Origin of the sequence: Caballeronia sp. LZ035, from assembly GCF_031451175.1 — a bacterium.
In the GTDB taxonomy this organism is placed as follows: domain Bacteria; phylum Pseudomonadota; class Gammaproteobacteria; order Burkholderiales; family Burkholderiaceae; genus Caballeronia.
Window position 1 is genome coordinate 1,392,993 of record NZ_JARUXS010000002.1, and the last position, 20,913, is coordinate 1,413,905.

Here is a 20,913-nt window from a genome sequence, read left to right on the forward strand (position 1 = left end):
CGCGCGCAGACCGCAGACGTCAGAACTTGTGCCGGACGCCCACGACTCCGGCCACCTGCGATTGCGTGCTCGAAGGCGCGCCCGTCAAGAACATCCAAGCATGAAGATTGTCGGAGGTTCTTTGATACAGCGCGCTGACATAAACGTTCGTGCGCTTGGACAGGAAGTATTCGAGTCCGAGGCTGGTTTGCCAATAGTTTCCCGAACCCTCGCCCTGGGTTGCATGGGTATAGGTTTCAGCCACACTGCCGACCAGAAACGGCGTGAAGAAATAGCGGACATTGCCTTCGATATTCTGAAACCTGACCGAGCCGGTCTCTCCACCGCTGCCCGTCGTGCCGGAAAAGAGCGATCCGGCAGACGGCCGTTCGAAGATGGCGCCCGTATAGATCAGGCCGATCGTCGCCGGTCCGAACACATACGCGCCACCTGCACCGAATTGCTGGACGACCTGCGCCGTCGCCAGAGCCGGCGTGACGGACAGGCTGTAGTAGTTATCGGAGGACGTGGCTCCGCTGCCATCGCGCACGAAGGCAGGCTGAGTCAGCCGGATATAGGCGGCCGCCAGCGTGAGCCCGCTCTGCTTGAAACTGGCGGCAAAGCTATAGGAGCGATTCGCCGCGAAACCTGGCGCATTCGAAAAGGCATACATCGCTTCAGCCTGAAAGCCGCCATAGACAGCGCTCTTGTACTTGACCGTATTGTTCTCGCGATAGGTATTGCTGGTGTTGTCGTTGTCGAGCGGATGGCCGCTGTACACCGACGAGTCCGTCGTGATCGCGGCCGTGAGCGGCGACAGCATGTCCTGCATCGGGTTGTACTGCCGCCCGAATGACAGCATGCCGAACGTCTGCGAGGACAGCCCCACAAAAGCCTGGCGACCAAACTCTCGCCCGCCTTGCAGTGCGTTGCCGTTCATGACGCTGAAGCCATTCTCCAGTTGCGCGATGGCGCTGAGACCACCGCCGAGATCTTCGACGACCCGCAAGCCCCAGCGCGACTGCTGCTGGTTGCCGCTGGCGGCCTGCCATGCCGAATGACCGCCCTGATTGTTGACATACAGCACACCGGCATCCGCGACGCCGTACAAGGTCACGCCGCTCTGTGCCTGTGCCTCGACGGATGCGGCGCACAGCAGCGAAAGGATGGCAAGCGACTTCTTTTTCATGACTCGATCTCCATTGAATTGTTATTGGCAGGCGGTTTGAATGAGCGCCTGTTCTGTTTCTTTTTTGCTTCCCGATCGCACCGTGCGCGCGCGACAAGACTCACCTCGACGCATGGCGCCGAAGTGCATGAACACAGGGTGAAGGGAAAGCGGGCTCGCGCCTTGAATCACGCGCGAGCGATGACATCGCCGGCCCCCGATGTCTGGGGCCGGCTGCCGCAGGTCAACGCGGCGTCACGGCCTCATACGCGCTTGTCGGGACTCAGATCGAGTCCATATACGCGGCTGGCCGTTCCGGAAAAGAGCGCTGTGCGTTCGTCGTCGCTGGCGTGTTGCGTGAGGCGCTTGAACGCGTTCCATAACGCCGCATAAGAGACGCCGACCTTCTCGACCGGGTAATTGCTCTCGAACATGCAGCGTTCTGCGCCGAACGCTTCGATGCACGGTTCGATCCACTGTCGCCACAAATCGGCCAGCGCGGTGGAATCGATCGGCCGCTCGGCATGCAGATAGTCGAACGCCGCCGAACGGTTCAGCACGCCATTGAGCTTGCACACCACGTTCGGATAGCGCGCGATGCGCTCCATGCCGCGTCGCCATCTGGCGTAGTTCTCTTCCTTGTTGGCCACGTAAGGGCCATAGCCCAGCGGGCCGCCGCAATGATTGAGGACGATCGTCAGACCAGGGAAATGTTCGGCGGCATCGGCCACGTCATCGAGCTGGGTGAAGAATGCATAACAGTCGAACACGAGATTCATCTCGGCCAGCACGCCCATTCCCTCGCGTACCGCGGCGTCCTTCAATAAGCCCGGACTGGCTGTTCTGCCGCTCCTGATCGCGCTGCTCGCATCCCAGTTGGCCTGGAGCCGGACGCCCTTGAAGAAGCCCTCCGCGACGTTGACATGCGCTTCGAGCACCTCGCGCACCGCGCGCCCGAGCCGCAGGTCCGCATGACCGAACATGCCCGCAGCGACTTGCGTCGGACCGTACTGTCCGCTCGCCGATTGCGCCCGCTGGCCGAGCACGAACTCCGTTTCGCCCACGGGCTTCATGGCTTCGGGGCCACTTGCGCGGTACATCGAGGAACAATCGGCATACACCGTTGCCACGACGTTGTGGCCGGTCGCCAGATCGGCCGCGAACTCGGGCAGCAAGTACGTATAGCCCGGACGATCCCAGAGATGATGATGAGGATCGACGATCGGCAGGTCTGGAAACAGGATCGTTTCGGGCACGGCCTTGTCGAGCCATTCGAGATCGGGGGCCGACAAGGCGCCGAACGTCGACTTCGGCGCACTCGCGTCCTGTTTGATGGGTGCTTCAGTCATTCATTTGTCTCCGGGGTTCGACGAAGTTCGATACAAAGGTTCGATCAGGACGTCAGGCATTCGATGTGCCATTCACGACACGCGCATCCCGCGCGGAAGGCGAGCGTGCGATCCCGATCAGCACGGCAAACGCGGCGGACACCATGAGCGCGCCGATCATGTAGATGCCGTTGTTCAGACTGCCGGTTGCCGTCTTGATCGTGCCGAGCGCGAACGGGCTCGTGACGCCTGCGAGGTCGGAGATGCTGACGATGACGGCAATGCCCGCGACGTTGGCACGCGCCGACAGCACGCCGGTTGCCATGGCCCAGAAGATCGGAATCGACGACGAGATGCATGACTTGGCGATGGCGAACAGCGCGATCGACAGTCCCAGGCTGTGACTGGTCAGTGAGGTGGCACACAACGCCGCTGCACCGACGATCATGCCAAGGCCGAAATGCCAGCGACGTTCCTTGCGGGCATCCGAATGCCGCCCGTAGAGGATCATCGCGCAGGCGGCGCAGATATCCGGGATGGTCGCGTACAGGCCGAGATGCTGGAGATTCTTCACGCCCAGTTCATGAATCATCGTGGGCAGCCAGAAGGCGAGCGTATAGGATCCGCACAACGCGCAGAACAACGCGAAGCTCAGCACATAGACCTTCGCTTCCATGAACGGCGAACGCGTGGCCGGGCCGTGAGTTTCCGCGTGAGCGACGCCGGCCTCCGCAATCTCGCGGGCGATGACGTCCTTTTCGGCGTCGTTCAGCCACCGCGCCTGCGCCGGCTTGTCGACGAGCAGCCAGTAGACCAGCAGACCGAACAGGCACGCGGGCAGCCCTTCGAGCAGGAACATCCATTGCCATGCCTGGAGGCCGAATGCGCCGCCCATGTTCTGCAGGATCCAGCCGGACACCACGCCGCCCGTGAAGCCCGCCGTGACGGTGGCCAGCATGAACATCGAGACGATCCGTGCGCGTCGTGCCGGCGGATACCAGTAGGTCAGATAGAGAATGATGCCCGGGAAGAACCCTGCCTCGAACATGCCGACCAGGAATCGCGCGATGTAGAACTGCATCGGCGTCTTGACGAGCATCGTGCCGGCCGATGCAAGGCCCCAGCAGAACATGATGCGCAGGATCGTCTTGCGCGCTCCGATACGCGGCAACATCAGGTTGCTCGGCAGCGTGAACGCCATATAGCCGACGAAATAGACCGCTGCGCCGAGCCCGTAGATGGCATCGCTGAAATGCAGGTCCTGCTTCATCTGTAACTGCGCATAGCCGATGTTCAGCCGGTCGAGATAATTGAGCACGTACGAGATGAACAGCAACGGCAGGATGCGCAGTGTGACCTTCCGGAACACGGCATCGGATGCCGTGTGCGCCGTGGCGGACGAAGAGTTTGAATACACGATGTCTCCAACTGTTTTTCTGATCGATGTGTGAACCTGAACGCCGGCCTTCCGCCGTGCTCAGGCCGGTTCCCGCACGGCCGCGCAATCCGCCGCCGCAGCGCGGCTCAGCACGGCGGCGTCGCTGATGACCGTGACCATGGAGAAACCCAGTTCAGCCATTTTCCTGGCATAGCCGGGACTGGCGCAGTAGATGCCAGCGGTCTTGCCCGCCCGCTTCGCCGCCCCGATGATCCGGCGGTAAGCGTCCAGCAACAGCGCTTCCTCCCGGTCCTGTCCCGGCTCGAGCCCCAGCGCCAGCGCAAGATCGCTCGGGCCGACGAACAGGCCCGTGATGCCGTCCACGGCTGCGATGTCATCGACGGCATCGAGCGCCTCGCGCGTCTCGATCATCGCCAGCACGTCGATGGCCTGTGCCGGACCCTTCTGATACGGCAGGCCCCCGGTGCGCAGCGCAGCGAGGACCGGACCGAACGAGCGCCTGCCCTTTGGCGGATACCAGCAGGCGTCCGCCAGTGCGCGCGCCTCGTCGGCGCTGTTGATCATCGGCGCGATGATGCCGTCGGCGCTCGCATCGAGCACCTTGCCGATGTAACCGGCCTCGTTGCGCGGCACCCGCACCAGACGCCGTGGCCTGGCGTCCGACAGCGCCTGTAGCGATGCGGCGATCGTCGCATGGTCGAATAGTCCGTGCTGCGCATCGAGCGTCACGCTGTCCCAGCCGCCCCGTGCAAACAGCCTGTTGGCGAACATGTCGGGGATGCTCATCCAGCCGTTGATCTGCAACATTGATCTGTCTCCTCGCGATGTGCGGAACGTCATGCCTGCGCGGCAGGCAGGCTGAACTTCTGCCGCAAGCCTTTCGCTTCCAGCTGCGGCAGCACGCCCTGCGTCAGACGCGTGATGCCGTCCGCGAAGTCCACGAAGCCGATCAGCAGACCGTCCACCCCGCAATCCGACAGCGCTTCGAGTTGTTCGGCGACCCGGTCTGCATCGCCGATGATCGGCGTGCCGCCCGCGCCGATCCCTGCACGCCGACGGCGGGCGTCGAGATCCGGACGGGAAAGCGCCTTGCTGTTGGCGTTTTGCATGTCGATCCACGCGTCGATGGATGCCTTGTCGGCGTGATCGATCGCGAAGTGCTTGACGTAGGCCTCCGCTTCCGCGTTGGTGTCGCGCTGCACGATATTGCCCATCACCCACACCTTGACGTCGCGGCCATACTTCTCGCGTGCGAGCTGTTTGTAGGAGTCGACATGCGCGCGACGTTCGGCCGGGTCGGTGGAAGCCAGTTGCACGAAGCACATGTCGGCGCTGCGCAAGGCGAACTCACGCCCCGTGCCCGAGCTGCCCGCGCTCATGATGGGCGGATGCGGACGTTGCACCGGCTTCGGCCGCGAGCCTCCGCGAACGATCTTGAAGTGCCCGCCCTCGAAGTCGAATTCCTCGTCTTCGCTCCACAGCCGCTTGACGATGTTCAGCCACTCTTCAAGATGGGCGTAGCGCTCCTCGTGTTCCTTGAGCGGGGCGCCGAACATCTCGAGTTCCGGGCGGTTCCAGCCGGCCACCACGTTCAGCCCGAAGCGTCCACCCGAGATGATGTCGATGGTCGCGCACATCTTCGCGGCGGTGACCGGATGAATGGTCGGCGCATGCGAGGTGGCGAACACGGCCGAATGACGCGTGGCCTGAGCGACGCCCGCTGCCCATGTGAAGGGATCGAGCACCACGCCCGACGGATGGTCGAGCTTGCCGAGTTCGTGGCCCTTCCAGCGCGAATAGGCAACGATGGCTTCGAGGCCCGCCGCATCCGCCATTTGCGCGGCGCGAATGATGGTCGGCCATTCCGGACGATGCGCTTCGGGCACGAGCGTGTTGGCCGTGCCCTTGCCATTCAGCCCGAAAATGCCGAGCTTGAGCTTGTTCGGTCCGAAGATCGGATTGGTGCTGCGAACCGCCGCGCTGCCGGTCTCGTCAAGGCTTCTTTCAAGCGTCTGCGTACTCATCATGCAATTCCTCTTCGGTCGATGAAAACACCGCGCGATGGCTGCGGCTGTTCAGTTGCGGCTCAATCCAGGAACGTGACGAAGGCGTCCAGTTCCTCGCGTTCGGTGACGAGCGTGTTGGTGGGTTCGTCGGGATCCGCATGACCCAGCGCCATGCCGCATATCACGAGTTCGCTGTCTTTCAGGCCCAGATGACGGCGCAGCACGTCCGGGTAATTGGCGAGCGCGGCTTGCGCACAGGTATCGAGACCATGCCCGCGCGCCACCACCATGACGTTCTGCAGGAACATCCCGACATCCAGCCATGCGCCGCGTCCGAGCGTTCTGTCGATCGTGAAGATCAGTCCGACCGGCGCGCCGAAGAACTGATAGTTGCGGGCACGTTGACGATGAGCGGCCTCATGGTCGCCTCTTGATACACCCGCGAGCTGATACAGCCCCCATCCCGCTTTCCTGCGGCGGTCCAGGTACGGGTCGTGCCATTCGTCGGCGTAGTAGCGGTACTCCGGCGCGGTCGGCGCATGGGCGACATGCAGCGCGGTCAGTTCGCTCTTCACGGCGTCCAGCGTGCTTCCGCTCAACGCGTACACCCGCCACGGCTGGATGTTGCTGCCGCTCGGCGCACGGCTCGCCACGGCCAGGATGTGCTGCAATTGCTGCTTCGATACCGGGCGCGGCAGGAAGCCGCGAATGCTTCGGCGTGAGGTCACGGCGTCATCGACGGGATTGGCCAGCGTGTCCGGACTCACCGCACCGCTCCTTCGCTGCGCAGCCGTTCGATCTCGTCGGCATCGAAACCGAAGTCGTCGAGCACTTCGTTGGTGTGCTCGCCCAGCAAGGGCGCGCGCGTGGTGTTTTGCAGGCTCGCGCCCAGACGCACCGCGGTGTTCATCGCGCGGTACTTGCCGACCACCGGATGCTCGTGCTCGACGACCAGATCTTCCGCGAGCACTTGCGGATGGTCGAACATGTCTTCGATGCCGCGCACGGCAATCGCAGGCACCTTGCCCAGCATCAGCGCTTCCCATTCCGTCGCGGGCCGCGCCAGCAGCGCCTGTTTGAGTTGCGGCATCAGCACGTCGGCGTGTTCATAGCGCTTCTTCAGCGTGTCGTAGCGCGGGTCATCGGCGAGTTCGGGGAGGCCGAGAATCGCGCAAAGCGCACGCCAGAACGCCGGCGTGCTCGACTGGAAATACAGATAACCTTCCTGCGTCGGGAACGCGCCTGTCACGCGGCCGGCCGACGATTCGCGCGGCACGTCCCGCTCTTCGTTCTCGGCCCAGATGAAACGCCCGACCTGCAAGGCCAGTGAAGAACGCAGCAGCGAAGCCTCCACGTGCTGCCCTTCTCCGGTACGCAAGCGATGCACCAATGCGGACGTGACGCCATACGCAATCAGGCTCGACGCAAAGAAGTCGACGATGGACCCGCGCAGCACCTGCGGCGAACCGCTTGCTTCACCCTGCGACTGGGCAATGCCCGTGAAGCATTGCAGCATCTGGTCGTATCCCGGATGACGACGCAGCGGGCCACGTTCACCATAGCCGGTCAGCGAGCAATAGATGAGGTCGGCGCGCAAGCCGCGCAGGGTCTCGTAGTCGATGGACAGCGATTCGGCCACGCCAGGCCGGAAGTTATGTACGAACACGTCGGCCTTCTTGACCAGCCGGTGCAGCGTTTCGCGGCCCGCCGCCGTCTTGAGATCGATCACGATCGAGCGCTTGTTCCGGTTCGCGCCCAGGAAAGCGCGGTTCTCGCCGTCGAGGGTGGACGGATACTGGCGCATGTTGTCGCCGCTGGGCGGCTCCACCTTGATGATGGTCGCGCCCACGTCGCCGAGCAGCGCGCATCCATAAGGGCCCGCAAGATAGCTGGTCAGATCCAGCACGATGATGTTGTCCAGCGCAGACGGCATGACAGGTCTCCGGTGAGTCAGGTTATCGGCGTTTGCGCTTATGCTTCGCGCGAGGCTTGTTCGATCACTTCGCGCGCCCGGACCACGATGGGATCGTCGATCATCTTTCCGTCGAGCAGAAACGCGCCTTCGCCGAGCGCGGTCTTTTCGGCGGCGGCTTCCACCACGCGGCGCGCCCACACGACCTCGCCGTCAGTGGGCCGGTAGACCGCCTTGATCACCGCGATCTGCTTCGGATGGATGGCCGACTTGCCGCCATAACCGAGACGCTTGCCTCGCAGCGCGCTTTCCCGCAGACCTTGTTCGTCGGCGACATCGACGAACACCGAGTCGCGCGGACGACCGAGTCCGGCGGCACGCGAGACGATCGGCACCCAGGCGCGCGGCACCGCGCATTCGGCTTCGTCGCGCGTCCATTCGATACCGATGTCCGTGGTGAAGTCGCCCATGCCGAAGGAGAGGCGCATGGGCCTCATGAGCCCTGCCCGCGCTATCTCCACCAGGTTGACCACGCCCAGTGCGGTCTCGATCGTGACGCCCAGCTCGATGCTTCCGGGCGCGACCGAAGCGGCCCGTTCCGCCGCGCGGATGGCCTCGTCGATGTGGCGGAGCGCGTCCGCCGTCTCGATCTTCGGCGCAATCAGCCCGCCGATGCCGCTGCTGACGACAGCGGCGAGATCCTCGGCGCCGCAATCGGAGCCGAAGCTTTTCGTCACCACCAGCGGATTGACGCGGACATGGCAACGTCCCGGAAGCAGCCGGATCAGTTCGACCGCGCCTGCGCGTGCCGCGGCTTTTTCCGTGCCGGGTACGGCGTCTTCGAGATCGATGAGCACGGTTTCGATATCGAGCTCGACGGCCTTCTCACGCAGGCGGCGCATGTGGCCTGGAACGAACAAGGGTGCAACGGACATTGGCATGGCTGTTCCTGAAGGATGCGAAGGCTTGTTGACGGGCGGGCTCACTCGATCCGATAAATGCGAGCCGCATTGCGATAGAGGAGGCGGTCCTGTTCATCGGTGCTGAAATCGCGCACGGTGTCGAGATAGCGCGCCCACAGCGTGCGGTAGGAACACGCAAGACGATCGATCGGAAAATTGCTTCCGAAGACACAACGATCCACACCAAAGACGTCGATCATCTCCAGCACGACAGGCCGTATGCTTTCAACGCTCCAGGCGAGATCGAAGATCATGAACGCGGAGAGCTTCATGTTGACGTTGGGCAAGGCCGCGAGCCGGCGGATGCCCTTGCGCCAGATCTCGAGCAAGCGTGCATCGTGGTAATTCACGAGCCCGGCGTGATCGATGACGAACATGGTGTCGGGATGCGCCGCGATCACGCCGCTCAGCGCGGCCAGCTGCACGGGATGAAGTTGCAGGTCGCATGACCAGCCGGTCGCTTCGAGCCGACGCAGAGCCGCGCGCCACGCGGGCAACGCGGAGATGTCCACATGATTCGCCGTGACGGCGCCGCTCAGGATCTGCCGGATGCCGCGCAGGTTGCGGTGAGTGCGGTACCAGTCGATATCCGCATCGAGCGTCGGGCTCAGCAAGTCGGCCTTGGGAACGATGGCGTGGGGGAAGCCCCTTGATTGCGCTGCGTCGTCGGCAATGGCCTGCAGCCACGCGGTTTCCTTGATCGGGTCGGTGGTTGCGCCGAGATGCACGGAACGCGTCACCGGAAGATCGCCGATGTCCTCGTGGAAATGCTGGATCAGATAGTCCCGGCAGATCGCGGAGTAGTCGCCGTACGGCTTCGGTTCGACGCGATCCGTCAGCACCGGGTAATAGAGCCTGGCGAGGTCCCAGAGATGATGATGCGTATCGATGATCCGCGTCACGCCGTCTTTCGTCGCCGGCGAACCTGAATGGTGCATGAAGCTGTCTCCCGCCGGCTTGGATACCGGTCGTTGATCTGGCATGAGTCGATTGTTCGCGATTACATGTATATGGACAATTTGTTAAACCCGATACACTGATAAGCGTGGTCAATCAGTGAGCAGAACATGCCCATCGCAACGAGAAACACGCTGCAACGTATCGACCTCGCCGAACTCGAGACTTTTATCGCCGTCGCTGAACTGGGTAGTTTTCGCGCCGCTGCTGCTCAACTGAATCTTTCCCAGCCCTCCGTTTCAGGCCGCATCCAGCGACTCGAAACCGCGCTGCATACCAAGCTGCTGATTCGCACGACACGTCATGTGGAGCCCACTGCGGACGGTGCGCTACTACTCGCCGAAGCAACGCGGGCGCTGGCTTCGCTGGGCGATCTGGTGGAGTCGTTCCTGCAACGCGCAGGACAGGCGCGCCAGCGCGTGAGCATTGCCGCCACGCCGCTGATTGCCGCGCTCTATATGCCTGCGCTCATTCGCGACTACTGCGCGCGTTATACCGACGTCGAGGTCCAGTTGCTGGACCTGCGTTACCCCGAGATCCTCAATGCGCTGGACTCGGGTGAAGCGGACATGGCCGTGGTGTCGTTCGATCGCGCCGACGACCGCTTCACCGCCTCGCCCATTGCGAGCGATGAAGTGGTGATGGTGGTGCCCGAAACCCATGCGTTGTTCGGCGCGGGACGTATCGGGCTGGAGAAGCTGGTTGGCGAGACCTTGATGTTGATCGACCAGTATCAGCCGATGCTCGAGATGATCAACACGGCCATGGAAGCGCGCCGCCTCAAGCCGCCGCGCACCACGACGGTCAGCGACGTGACGACCCTGACCGGCATGCTCGACGCCGGACTCGGCATCGCCCTGCTCTCGCACAATGTGACCAAGCGGCGGCGCGCGCCCGAGGGGACGGTGGTTCATCTGGACGGTCTGAATCTGCGACGTAACTACAGCCTGGTGGTATCGCGCAGGGCCGAGCACGGGACTGCGGCGCTCAGCTTCGGCGACTATGTTTGCAAGGCGCTGGCGGACAGGTGGCCGTTGCGGCCGGGTGAGTGAACATGTGCGGTATTGCGAATATCGGCAATTAAGTCGCGCGGTGGCGGGAATGACTCGCGGTACGTGCAGACGCTAGCATCGGCTCTTTGCACTTTTCCCTTTGTTTGCACGATGCCCATGCTTCTTCTTGATTCACGATTCCCGCGCTTTTTCACCGCACACATTGCGGCTGTCCTCGCCAGTTCAACGCTCGCCTGCACTGCGCACGCCGCCAGCTTCAGCGTGACCAGTCCCGCGTTCGAAGATGGCGGCACGATCGCCGCGCGCTATGCCGGTCCCGGCGTGTGCGGCGGTGAGAACGTCAGCCTGCCCGTTGCCTGGCATGATCTTCCGCCCGCCACACGCAGCGTCGTCGTCACGCTCACGGACCCGAACGGGCCCAAGGGCATCGGCGTGACGCACTGGATCGCTTATAACCTCGCGCCAGAACCTTCGAAGCTGGACGCGGGCGCACTTGTTTCAGCGCCGGCGTCGGTGGGATTGAACATGACGAAGGCCGCCGCATATCGCGGGCCTTGCCCGCCTGTGGGAGATACGCCGCATCACTATCTGTTGACTGTCACCGCGACGGATCTTGCACCCGGTGAGTTGCCGGCAGGGCTGGACTATGCAGCGCTGCAAGGGCGGCTCAACGGGCATACGCTCACGGGGTCTACGGTTATCGGGCGCTATGGCCGGTGAGACGCTGCCATGAACGGCCACTCGACAATGGCTTGATGTTTGTCGACAATCAAGCTCTCTAACGACGGAGTGGGCACGATGAGTGAAAACATAAGCATCCGTGTCCTGCATCCCGAGGAAGCTTCGTCATACATCGATGCCTTGGCCGACGTGCTCATCGACTGCGTAGAGGGAGGCGCTTCAGTCAGCTTCATGCTGCCGATCTCAAGGGCGACCGCCGTCCGCTTCTGGACGGACGTCGTGCATGGCGTCGCGCGCGGCGAACGGATTCTCCTGGTTGCCGAGGACGCAAGTGGCCGGGTTGTCGGTACGGTGCAATTGATCACCGCGCAGCCGGAAAACCAGCCGCACCGTGCAGACGTGGCGAAAATGCTGGTGCGCCGCGACGCGAGGCGTCGAGGCATCGCCGCGCGATTGATGGAGGCGCTCGATGATTCCGCTCGTCGGGCCGGCAAGTCTGTTCTCGTGCTGGATACCGTAACGGGCGGCGATGCGGAACGGCTTTACCTGCGCACAGGATGGCAATGCGTAGGCGGCGTTCCGAACTACGCGCTGATGCCTGACGGCGGCTTGTGCGGCACGACGTTTTTCCACAAGCAGTTGCGTTGACATGCTGCATGAAGATATCGATATCCCGGGGCCAGCCGGGCCGCTGAGGGGCACGCTATTGTCGCCTGCTGCAAGCAATGTTCCGGTGGTGTTGATCGTGCCGGGATCGGGTCCGACAGACAGGGACGGCAACAATCCATTCGGCGTTCAAGCGGCGACCTACCGGTTGCTTGCGGAAGGACTGTTCGATCAAAGTATCGCGTCGGTTCGAATCGACAAGCGCGGCATGTACGGCAGCGCGTCAGCGATACCGGATGCAGATGACGTCACCCTCGCTGACTATGCGAAAGACATTCAATCGTGGGTAACGACGATCCGAAAGCGGATCGATGCGACGTGCGTATGGGTGCTCGGACATAGCGAAGGGGGATTGGTCGCAATGTCCGCCGCACAGCAATGCGCTGATATGTGCGGTCTGATCCTGGTTGCCACGGCAGGGCGTCCTCTGGGACTCGTGTTGAGGCAACAACTGAGAGCGAACCCCGCAAATGCGGCTCTGCTGGGCAATGCGATGTCGATACTCGAAGCAATGGAGACGGGACAGACCGTAGATGCCAAGCAAATTGATCCGGCGCTCATGCCGCTGTTCAGGCCTCCGGTGCAGCGGTTTCTGATGAGCGAATTGACAGTTGAGCCTGCCGCCCTGCTGGCGAACATTACGAAGCCGGTACTCATCGTGCAGGGCACGCGCGATATCCAGATTGACCCGCAGGACGCGTTTCTTCTAAGGGACGCCAATCTGCGAACCGAACTGATGCTCGTCGCCAATGCCAATCATGTGCTGAAGACCGTCGATACAGACGCTATCGGCGAGAACCTTGCCGCGTATTCGAACCCAAGGCTTCCACTGGCAGAGGGTGTGATAGAGGGCATTTCCGCGTTCATACAGCAGTCGAGGTCGTGTCGACGCTGACCTTACGCGCAACGAATCGGGCCGACTCGCTTGCTCTGAAGGTCAAGGCGTTCGCGACACCCGCCCACGTTGCGCGCTCGCTGCGTTCGTAGGCCAACGGACGCGCCCTGGTGTCTCGACGTTCAACGAATGGACGTATCGAGCGCATAAGGTCCCTTGCGCAACCGCTTCATGATGAAATCGATGCAAGTGCGCAATTTCGGCGACGTGTTCAATTTGGCTGCGGTTACCGCGCAGACATTGGCTTCCTGCCGGTATTCGGGCAGAACCCGCACGAGCTTGCCCGACTTGAGCGCAGGCGCGACATCCCAGCCGGCGAGCAGAATGATTCCGTGCCCCGCGAGGGCCCAGTTGCTGACGATATCGCTGTGATTCGAGCCGATGGGTCCCGTGACCTTGACCGACTCCGGTCCCTGAGGACCTTGAAGCCGCCAGACGCCGAATGTCTGGTGTCGCTCGCGGTAGAGCAGGCAGTCGTGACCGGCGAGTTCGGCAACTGACTTCGGTGCGCCTCGTTTCGCAATGTATTGGGGAGCGGCACACAGCACCCGCGCATTCTCGACAACCAGATGGGTCACCAGGTGGGGTTCAGACACATCCCCCATCCGGATATCGATGTCGAAATCTTCCGCCAGCAGGTCGACCCGACGGTCCATCAATTCGAGCCATATTTCGAGTTCGGGATGCGCCACGTGCAATTCCGCCAGAACCGGAGACAGGTGATTGCGCCCGAGGCGCAAACTCGAACTGATCCGCAGCAGACCCGTTAATCGTCTGTCGGTACGCGAGACGCTGTCGTTCAACCCCTCTACCGCCTCCAGCACCTTGCGCGCCCACGCATACGTCGCTTCGCCAGAATCGCTGATTCGAACGCGCCGCGTGGTTCGGTGAAACAGGGTGACGCCCAGCGCTTTCTCCAGATCCGAAACACGCTTGCTGACATAGGCAGGGGAAATCCCGAGTTCGGTTGCGGCACTCACGAAACTCGAGCGCCGAGCCACGGCGCAAAAGACTTTCAGGTCGATGAGGTCCCAATCATTATTCACGATCTGGAATGATTGAAGTGAACGATGCACGCATTGTAATCGCATCGGTTGACTTTAATCTCTGCCTCACGACGAAGCCGCGCGTCGACACACGCGGTTCTTATAAGAGGAGACAGGCATGGATCGAAGCATGCATCCGACGCGTCAGACGCGACGGGCGGTTGCGAGCGGCTGGATAGGGTCGGCGCTCGAGTACTACGACTTCTTCATCTACGCGACAGCAGCGTCGCTCATCTTCCCTCAAATCTTTTTCCCGAAGGGCAACGCGACTGTCGCCATCGTGGCTTCGCTGGCCACGTATGGTGTGGGTTACGTCGCACGTCCGATTGGCGCATTCTTCCTGGGTCACCTGGGCGACACGCATGGGCGCAAGAAGGTACTCATCATCTGCATGTTCCTGATGGGTTTCTCCACGATGGCCGTGGGCCTGCTGCCGACGTATCAGCAAGTCGGTGTGCTCGCCCCCACGCTGCTCGTCATCATGCGCCTCATCCAGGGCTTCGCGGTTGCCGGCGAGATATCGGGCGCAGCGTCGATGATTCTGGAACATGCTCCATTCGGACGTCGCGGTTATTACGCGAGCTTCACGCTCCAGGGCGTGCAGGCCGGCCAGATTCTCGCTGCCGCAGTCTTCCTGCCGCTCGCCCATTACATGCCCGAGGATGCATTCAACGCCTGGGGTTGGCGCATCCCGTTCCTGCTGAGCTTCGTGGTCATTGTTGCCGGCTATGTCATCCGCCGCAACGTAGAAGAAACGCCGGCTTTCAAAGAGGAAGGGGCAAGGCACGAAGTACCGCGCTCCCCTATCGTCAATGCGTTCAGATATAGCTGGCGCGACATGCTTCGTGTGGTCGGCATTGCGCTGATGAACGTTATCCCCGTCGTGACCACGGTGTTCGGTGCCGCGTATGCGGTGCAACCCGGCTATGGCATCGGCTTCGCCAAGGACATCTACCTCTGGATACCGGTCCTGGGCAACATCGTTGCAGTGCTGGTCATTCCGATAGTCGGCAATCTCTCGGACAAGGTCGGACGCCGGCCCCTCGTCATCGTGGGCGCGCTTGTCTCCGGACTGCTCTCCTTTGGCTATCTGTACGCCATCAGTATCAAGAGCGTCCCGCTCGCCGTCGGCATGTCGTTGCTGATGTGGGGCGTGATTTATCAGGGATACAACGCCATCTTCCCGAGTTTGTATCCGGAACTCTTCCCGACGCGCACGCGAGTGACTGCGGTCGCGATCGCCCAGAACATCGGGACCGCCATTACCGCGCTGCTGCCTGCCTTGTTCGCCGCGATCGCTCCTCCCGGCGCCACCGGAATTCCAATGACCATCGGCGCCATCACACTGGCTATCACGATTGTGGCGGCCGTCGCAGCGTGGAGCGCTCGCGAGACCTATCGCATTCCCTTGAATCAATTGGGTGAGCCGGACGCGAACCCGATGGGAGAACCCGAGTACCAGGAGATGCGCGAGCAGGCTCTTGAGCAATCGCGCGCCTGAGCGCCATCTATTGAGGAGAGGAAGCATGAGCAAGACACGAATCGCCGTCGCCGGTGCGGGCTACATTGGACAGGCACATATCGGCGCCGCCGCTGCGAGCGACACCTCTACGCTGTCGGCCATCGTCGATCCGTCGCCCGCAGCGAAGGTCGTCGCAGAGAGGGAAAACGTGCCGCTGTACGCATCACTGGAGGAACTCTTCGAGAAGGACAAGCCGGATGGCGTGGTGATCGGAACGCCGAATCAGCTTCACGTCGCGCATGCCATGTTATCGCTTGAAGCGGGTGTTCCCATGCTGCTCGAGAAGCCGATTGCGCCGACCGTCGCCGAAGCCGAGGCACTGGTACGGGCGAGCGAGAAAGCCAATGGGCAGATCTTGATTGGTCATCACCGGGCGCACAGCCCGATCATGGCGAAGGCGCGTCAGGTCATCGACTCTGGCGTCCTCGGGCGCCTGGTGGCCGTGACCGGCAGCGCAATGTTCGTCAAGCCGGATCACTACTTCGCGGACGCGCCCTGGCGTCGTGAGATCGGCTCGGGTCCAATTTTGCTGAACATGATTCACGAGGTGCATAACCTGCGCATGCTGTGCGGAGACATCGTCGCGGTGCAAGCCTTCAAGTCGCATAGCACCCGCGATTTCCCGGTGGAAGACACGGTTGCAATCAATCTTCGTTTCGAAAGCGGCGCGCTCGGTACGTTCATGCTCTCCGACACGGCGGCCAGCGCGCGCAGCTGGGAACAAACGTCGCAGGAAAACAAGGCTTACCCCACCTACGACGACGAAGACTGTTACCTCGTCGCGGGCACGAACGGCAGCCTGGCCATTCCGACGATGCGCCTGAAAACCTACGCGCGTCAAGAAGACCGCTCCTGGTGGAAGCCATTTGAGGCAGGCGTTGTCGGCATGGTGCGCGATGACCCCATCAAGCATCAAATGGAGCACTTCGGCGCGGTAGCGCGCCGTGAAGTTGCGCCCCTCGTTTCAGCGCGCGACGGCCTCAAGAACTTGCGCATCACTGAAGCCATTGTGACTGCGGCAAGACAGGGCACCGTCGTCGAATTGCCGCGCGACTGAACTCACCATATTGAACGGAGATGGAAATGAACGTACTCATGCTTCACGGCGTCAATCACAACATGTTCGGCAAACGCGATCCGGCTCAGTACGGAACGATTACGCTCGCTGAAATCGACGACAAGCTCAAGGCGTTAGGCCGCGAATTGAACGTCGAAGTCGACAGTTTCCAGACGAACAGCGAAGGCGAGATGTGTGAGCGGATCCACAAGGCGTTCACCGACGGCGTAGACGCGGTGCTGATCAATGCCGGCGCGTGGACCCACTACAGCTACGGCATTCGCGACGCGCTTGCCATCCTGACGGCTCCTGTCGTCGAAGTCCATATGTCGAACATTCACGCTCGCGAAGCATTCCGACATCACTCGGTCTTCGCAGAAATCGTGAAGGGCCAAATCTGTGGCTTCGGTGTCGATAGCTATCTGCTCGCCTTGCGCGCAGCCGTCTCGGCGGTGAAATAACCTGAAGGCAGGGGCCAACGCGCGTTGTGAGCCTTCAACCACCACGAAGCTTTCGTTGTGGTTGAAGGCTCATGCTTCCCACCCCGAGGCCCGATCGCCGCTTTCAATAAGTATAAAAGCCCCGCCCGGTTTTCCTTCCCAGGTATCCGGCCGCCACCATTTCCTTCAGCAATGGCGCCGAACGATACTTCGAATCGTTGAACTCGCCGTACAGCACGTCCATGATGGCGAGCACCGTATCGAGTCCGATGAGGTCGGCCAGCGCCAGTGGCCCGATCGGATGGTTCGCGCCGAGCTTCATGCCCGCATCGATTTCTTCGGCGCTCGCGACGCCCTCGTGCAACACGAAGATCGCCTCGTTGATCATCGGCACCAGGATGCGATTGACGGCGAACCCCGACGAATTCCTGACATCAATGGCTGTCTTCCCGATGCGCCTCGCGAGCGCCACGGTCGCCTCGAAGGTCGCATCGCTGGTCTGAATGCCGCGAATCACCTCGACCAGTTCCATCACCGGGACCGGGTTGAAGAAGTGCATCCCGATGAAGCGCGCCGGATCGTCGAGCGTCGCGGCCAGCTTCGTAATCGAGACCGATGACGTGTTGGTTGCGATGATCGCGCCGGGTCGCAACACGGCGTCGAGTTGTCTCAGGATGGCCTGCTTGACCCGCACGTTTTCAGTTGCGCCTTCGATCACGAAGTCGCAGTCGGCGAGGCCGCCCGGCTCGACGCAGCGTTCGATGCGCATCAATGCCGCCGACGCCTCGGCCGCAGAAAGCTTGTCCTTCGACACCATCCGCTCCAGGCTCGCCGTCATGCGGTCGATGCCACGTTGCAAGGCTGCTTCGCTGACGTCATTCAGCGTGACGTCCAGACCGGCTAGCGCACACACTTGCGCAATGCCGCTGCCCATCTGCCCCGCGCCGACGATTCCAATTCTTTGCATTTCCATCGTGCCGTCACATGTTTGGATAATTCGGTCCGCCACCGCCTTCCGGCGTGACCCATACGATGTTCTGCGTCGGGTCCTTGATGTCGCAGGTCTTGCAGTGCACGCAGTTCTGCGCGTTGATGACAAGGCGGTCGCCGCCACCGTCATCCTTCACGAACTCGTACACGGCAGCGGGACAGAAGCGCGCTTCCGGGCCTGCGTAATTACGCAGGTTCACGTTCACCGGCACGCTGGCGTCCTTGAGCGTCAAATGCGCCGGCTGGTTCTCCTCGTGATTCGTGTTCGAGATGAACACCGACGAGAGCCGGTCGAAGGTCAGCGTGCCATCGGGCTTCGGATACTCGATCGGCTTGCACTGCGAGGCGGGTCTGAGCATCTCGTGATCCCGGTGTCGATGATGCAGCGTCCACGGTACCTTGCCGCCCAACAGCTTCTGCTCGATCCCCACCATCAGCGTGCCGAGATACAAGCCTTTGCTCATCCACTGCTTGAAGTTGCGTGCGCGATGGAGTTCGCCATGAAGCCACGACGATTTGAACGACTCGGGATAGGCCACAAGCTCGTCGCCCTGACGGCCTTCCTGTATGGCATCGAATGCTGCTTCGGCGGCCAGCATGCCAGTCTTGATCGCCGCATGACTGCCCTTGATGCGCGAGGCGTTCAGGAAGCCCGCGTCGTCGCCGACCAGTGCACCGCCCGGAAACACGAGCCGGGGCAGTGACATCAGGCCGCCTGCCGTGATCGCGCGTGCGCCGTACGAGACGCGCTTGCCGCCTTCCAGGAAGCGGCGGATTTCCGGGTGAGTCTTGTAGCGCTGAAATTCCTCGAACGGCGACAGATACGGATTCGTATAGCCCAGTCCGACGACGAAGCCCACCATCACCTGATGCTTGTCGATGTGATAGAGGAACGAGCCGCCGTACGTCCCGGTGTCGAGCGGCCAACCCGCGGTGTGAATCACGAGTCCGGGCTGGTGCTTCGCGGGATCGATCTCCCACAACTCCTTGATGCCGATGCCGTAAACCTGCGGATCGGCGTCCTTGTCGAGGCCGAACTTCTCGTTCAGTTGCCGGCCGAGGTGTCCGCGTGCGCCCTCGCAAAAGAGCGTGTACTTCGTGTGCAGCTCCATGCCCAACTGAAAGTTATCGGTCGGCGCGCCGTCTTTGCCGACGCCCATGTTGCCCGTGGCGACGCCTTTGACGGAACCGTTGTCGTGATACAGAACTTCGGCGGCGGGAAAGCCCGGGAAGATTTCGACGCCGAGCGCCTCCGCTTGCTGGCCCAGCCAGCGCGTGACGTTGGCGAGGCTGATCACATAATTGCCGTGATTCTTGAAGTTGTCCGGCAACGCCCAGTTCGGGGTCTTGACCGCGCCTTTCTCGGTGAGGAACAGGAACCTGTCTTCCGTCACTTCGACGTTCAGCGGTGCGCCCTTTTCTTTCCAGTCGGGAATCAGCTCGTCGAGCGCGCGCGGATCCATCACCGCACCCGAGAGGATATGCGCGCCGATCTCCGATCCTTTTTCGAGCACGCAGACGCCAATCTCGACGCCTCTCTCCGCAGCCAGTTGCTTGAGCCGGATCGCCGCTGAAAGCCCCGCAGGGCCGCCGCCGACGATCACCACGTCGTACTCCATCGACTCGCGACTCATGTTTTCACTTGCACACGTCATACGATTTTTTTCTGCTGCAGTTCGTCGATGTCCGCCGAAGTCATGTCGAGCCAGCCGCTCAGCACGTCCGCCGTATGTTCGCCGAGCGTCGGCGGAGCGCGCCGGTATTGCACCGGTGACTCGGACATCCGGATCGGGTTGGCGACCAGCGACACCTGTTCCGCCAGCGCATGCGGCATCTCGATGCGCATCTCGCGGGCTTGCACATGCGGATCGGCGAACACTTTGTCGAGGCTGTTGATCGGGCCGCACGGCACACCTGCGGCTTCCATCACGGAAACCCATTCATCGGTCTTGCGACCGACTGTGACACCGTGAATCAGCGCGATCAATTCGTCCCGGTGCTTCACGCGTTGAGGGTTCGTCGCAAAGCGCGCGTCTTCCGCCCATTCCGGCCTGCCCAGCGACTTGCAGAGTCTGGCGAACTGGCCATCGTTGCCGACCGCGATGATCATGTAGCCATCGGCCGTCGAGAAGTCCTGATAGGGCACGATGCTCGGATGCGCGTTGCCCATGCGTCGCGGCACCACGCCGCCCACGAGATAGTTCGCGGCCTGGTTGGCAAGGCAGGCAATCTGCACGTCGAGCAGCGCCAGATCGATATGCTGTCCCTCGCCCGAACGCTCGCGGCGCGCCAGGGCCGCGAGGACCGCCACCGTCGCATAGAGCCCCGTCATGACGTCCGTCAGCGCCACGCCCACCTTCAGCGGCCCCTCGCCCTCGGTGCCGTCCGCGCGCCCCGTCAGGCTCATCAATCCGCCCATGCCCTGAATCAGGAAGTCATAGCCCGCACGCGGCGCGTAGGGACCGGTCTGGCCGAATCCCGTGATCGAGCAATAGATGAGCCGCGGATTCGCTTCCTTGAGGCTCGCATAGTCAAGCCCGTATTGCGCCAGCCCGCCGACCTTGAAGTTCTCGAGCACGACGTCCGCCTTGCTCGCGAGTTCTCTCACGAGACGCTGACCTTCGGGTTCGCCGAGATCGATCGTGACCGAGCGCTTGTTGCGATTGGCACTCAGGAAGTAGGCAGACTCTCCGGTGGCCTGCCCGTCGGCATCGCTCAGCCAGGGTGGGCCCCAGGCGCGCGTATCGTCGCCCGCGCCGGGGCGCTCCACCTTCACGACGTCCGCACCGAGATCCGCAAGCAGTTGGCCCGACCACGGGCCGGCCAGCACGCGCGAGAGGTCCAGCACGCGCAAGCCCGTCAACGCGCCGTGTTGCAAGGTATCGTTCATGG

The 20,913-nt window shown here is 62.2% G+C and carries 20 protein-coding genes; 7 read left to right on the top strand and 13 right to left on the bottom strand.

Annotated features, from left to right (window positions below):
- Positions 1 to 19: 19 nt before the first annotated feature.
- The 9 genes from QCE88_RS21985 to QCE88_RS22025 form a co-directional block, all read right to left on the bottom strand.
- Complete coding sequence (locus QCE88_RS21985) at positions 20 to 1,168, bottom strand: porin (RefSeq protein ID WP_309906077.1); 1,149 nt, start codon at positions 1,166 to 1,168, stop codon at positions 20 to 22.
- A 242-nt stretch (positions 1,169 to 1,410) separates the two neighbouring features.
- Positions 1,411 to 2,496, bottom strand: a complete 1,086-nt coding sequence (locus QCE88_RS21990) for an amidohydrolase family protein (RefSeq protein WP_309906079.1) — start codon at positions 2,494 to 2,496, stop codon at positions 1,411 to 1,413.
- Positions 2,497 to 2,548: 52 nt separating this feature from the next.
- A complete protein-coding gene (locus QCE88_RS21995; RefSeq protein ID WP_309906081.1) occupies positions 2,549 to 3,892 on the bottom strand; it encodes an MFS transporter in 1,344 nt (447 codons plus the stop codon).
- Positions 3,893 to 3,952: 60 nt separating this feature from the next.
- Complete coding sequence (locus QCE88_RS22000) at positions 3,953 to 4,681, bottom strand: aldolase/citrate lyase family protein (RefSeq protein WP_309906083.1); 729 nt, start codon at positions 4,679 to 4,681, stop codon at positions 3,953 to 3,955.
- 29 nt (positions 4,682 to 4,710) lie between these two features.
- Entirely contained in the window at positions 4,711 to 5,901 is a 1,191-nt protein-coding gene (locus tag QCE88_RS22005) for an LLM class flavin-dependent oxidoreductase (RefSeq protein WP_309906085.1), read from the bottom strand.
- Positions 5,902 to 5,960: 59 nt separating this feature from the next.
- Positions 5,961 to 6,647 (bottom strand): nitroreductase, encoded by a 687-nt coding sequence (locus tag QCE88_RS22010; protein WP_309906087.1) that lies wholly within the window; start codon positions 6,645 to 6,647, stop codon positions 5,961 to 5,963.
- Complete coding sequence (locus tag QCE88_RS22015) at positions 6,644 to 7,813, bottom strand: CoA transferase (RefSeq protein WP_309906089.1); 1,170 nt, start codon at positions 7,811 to 7,813, stop codon at positions 6,644 to 6,646. Before QCE88_RS22015 ends, QCE88_RS22010 begins: the two co-directional genes overlap by 4 nt.
- Before the next feature lie 38 nt (positions 7,814 to 7,851).
- Positions 7,852 to 8,733, bottom strand: coding sequence for a CoA ester lyase (locus QCE88_RS22020; RefSeq protein WP_309906091.1), 882 nt, complete (start codon positions 8,731 to 8,733; stop codon positions 7,852 to 7,854).
- Positions 8,734 to 8,774: 41 nt separating this feature from the next.
- Entirely contained in the window at positions 8,775 to 9,692 is a 918-nt protein-coding gene (locus tag QCE88_RS22025; RefSeq protein ID WP_309906093.1) for an amidohydrolase family protein, read from the bottom strand.
- A gap of 129 nt (positions 9,693 to 9,821) precedes the next feature.
- Here QCE88_RS22025 and QCE88_RS22030 point away from each other — a divergent pair, with 129 nt between their 5' ends.
- The 4 genes from QCE88_RS22030 to QCE88_RS22045 all read left to right on the top strand — a co-directional run bounded on the left by QCE88_RS22030 (position 9,822) and on the right by QCE88_RS22045 (position 12,966).
- The gene (locus tag QCE88_RS22030; protein WP_309906096.1) at positions 9,822 to 10,763 is read left to right on the top strand and encodes a LysR family transcriptional regulator; all 942 of its coding nucleotides are present in this window, start codon (positions 9,822 to 9,824) and stop codon (positions 10,761 to 10,763) included.
- 222 nt (positions 10,764 to 10,985) lie between these two features.
- Positions 10,986 to 11,444 carry a YbhB/YbcL family Raf kinase inhibitor-like protein gene (locus QCE88_RS22035; RefSeq protein WP_309906097.1) on the top strand — a complete coding sequence of 153 codons (459 nt, stop codon included), beginning with the start codon at positions 10,986 to 10,988 and terminating at the stop codon, positions 11,442 to 11,444.
- Between the two features lie 78 nt (positions 11,445 to 11,522).
- Complete coding sequence (locus QCE88_RS22040) at positions 11,523 to 12,053, top strand: GNAT family N-acetyltransferase (protein WP_309906560.1); 531 nt, start codon at positions 11,523 to 11,525, stop codon at positions 12,051 to 12,053.
- Position 12,054: 1 nt separating this feature from the next.
- The gene (locus tag QCE88_RS22045) at positions 12,055 to 12,966 is read left to right on the top strand and encodes an alpha/beta fold hydrolase (protein ID WP_309906099.1); all 912 of its coding nucleotides are present in this window, start codon (positions 12,055 to 12,057) and stop codon (positions 12,964 to 12,966) included.
- Positions 12,967 to 13,088: 122 nt separating this feature from the next.
- On the opposite strand, the gene QCE88_RS22050 is transcribed toward QCE88_RS22045, so the two are convergent.
- Positions 13,089 to 14,042: a LysR substrate-binding domain-containing protein gene (locus tag QCE88_RS22050; RefSeq protein ID WP_309906101.1), complete on the bottom strand. Its 954-nt coding sequence runs from the start codon at positions 14,040 to 14,042 to the stop codon at positions 13,089 to 13,091.
- Positions 14,043 to 14,130: 88 nt separating this feature from the next.
- Between QCE88_RS22050 and QCE88_RS22055 the strand changes: the two genes are divergently transcribed.
- The 3 genes from QCE88_RS22055 to aroQ are packed head-to-tail and all read left to right on the top strand — an operon-like array spanning position 14,131 to position 17,052.
- Entirely contained in the window at positions 14,131 to 15,513 is a 1,383-nt protein-coding gene (locus QCE88_RS22055) for an MFS transporter (protein ID WP_309906103.1), read from the top strand.
- 25 nt (positions 15,514 to 15,538) lie between these two features.
- Positions 15,539 to 16,591, top strand: coding sequence for a Gfo/Idh/MocA family oxidoreductase (locus QCE88_RS22060; RefSeq protein ID WP_309906562.1), 1,053 nt, complete (start codon positions 15,539 to 15,541; stop codon positions 16,589 to 16,591).
- Between the two features lie 26 nt (positions 16,592 to 16,617).
- Positions 16,618 to 17,052: a type II 3-dehydroquinate dehydratase gene (aroQ, locus tag QCE88_RS22065; protein WP_309906104.1), complete on the top strand. Its 435-nt coding sequence runs from the start codon at positions 16,618 to 16,620 to the stop codon at positions 17,050 to 17,052.
- Between the two features lie 103 nt (positions 17,053 to 17,155).
- Here aroQ and QCE88_RS22070 read toward each other — a convergent pair whose 3' ends face one another.
- Genes QCE88_RS22070 through QCE88_RS22080 form a run of 3 tightly spaced genes read right to left on the bottom strand, consistent with a single transcriptional unit; the run spans position 17,156 to position 20,911 of the window.
- Positions 17,156 to 18,004, bottom strand: a complete 849-nt coding sequence (locus QCE88_RS22070; protein ID WP_309906105.1) for a 3-hydroxybutyryl-CoA dehydrogenase — start codon at positions 18,002 to 18,004, stop codon at positions 17,156 to 17,158.
- A gap of 7 nt (positions 18,005 to 18,011) precedes the next feature.
- Entirely contained in the window at positions 18,012 to 19,655 is a 1,644-nt protein-coding gene (locus tag QCE88_RS22075; protein WP_309906106.1) for an electron transfer flavoprotein-ubiquinone oxidoreductase, read from the bottom strand.
- Positions 19,656 to 19,672: 17 nt separating this feature from the next.
- Positions 19,673 to 20,911, bottom strand: coding sequence for a CaiB/BaiF CoA-transferase family protein (locus QCE88_RS22080; protein ID WP_309906107.1), 1,239 nt, complete (start codon positions 20,909 to 20,911; stop codon positions 19,673 to 19,675).
- Positions 20,912 to 20,913: the final 2 nt, after the last annotated feature.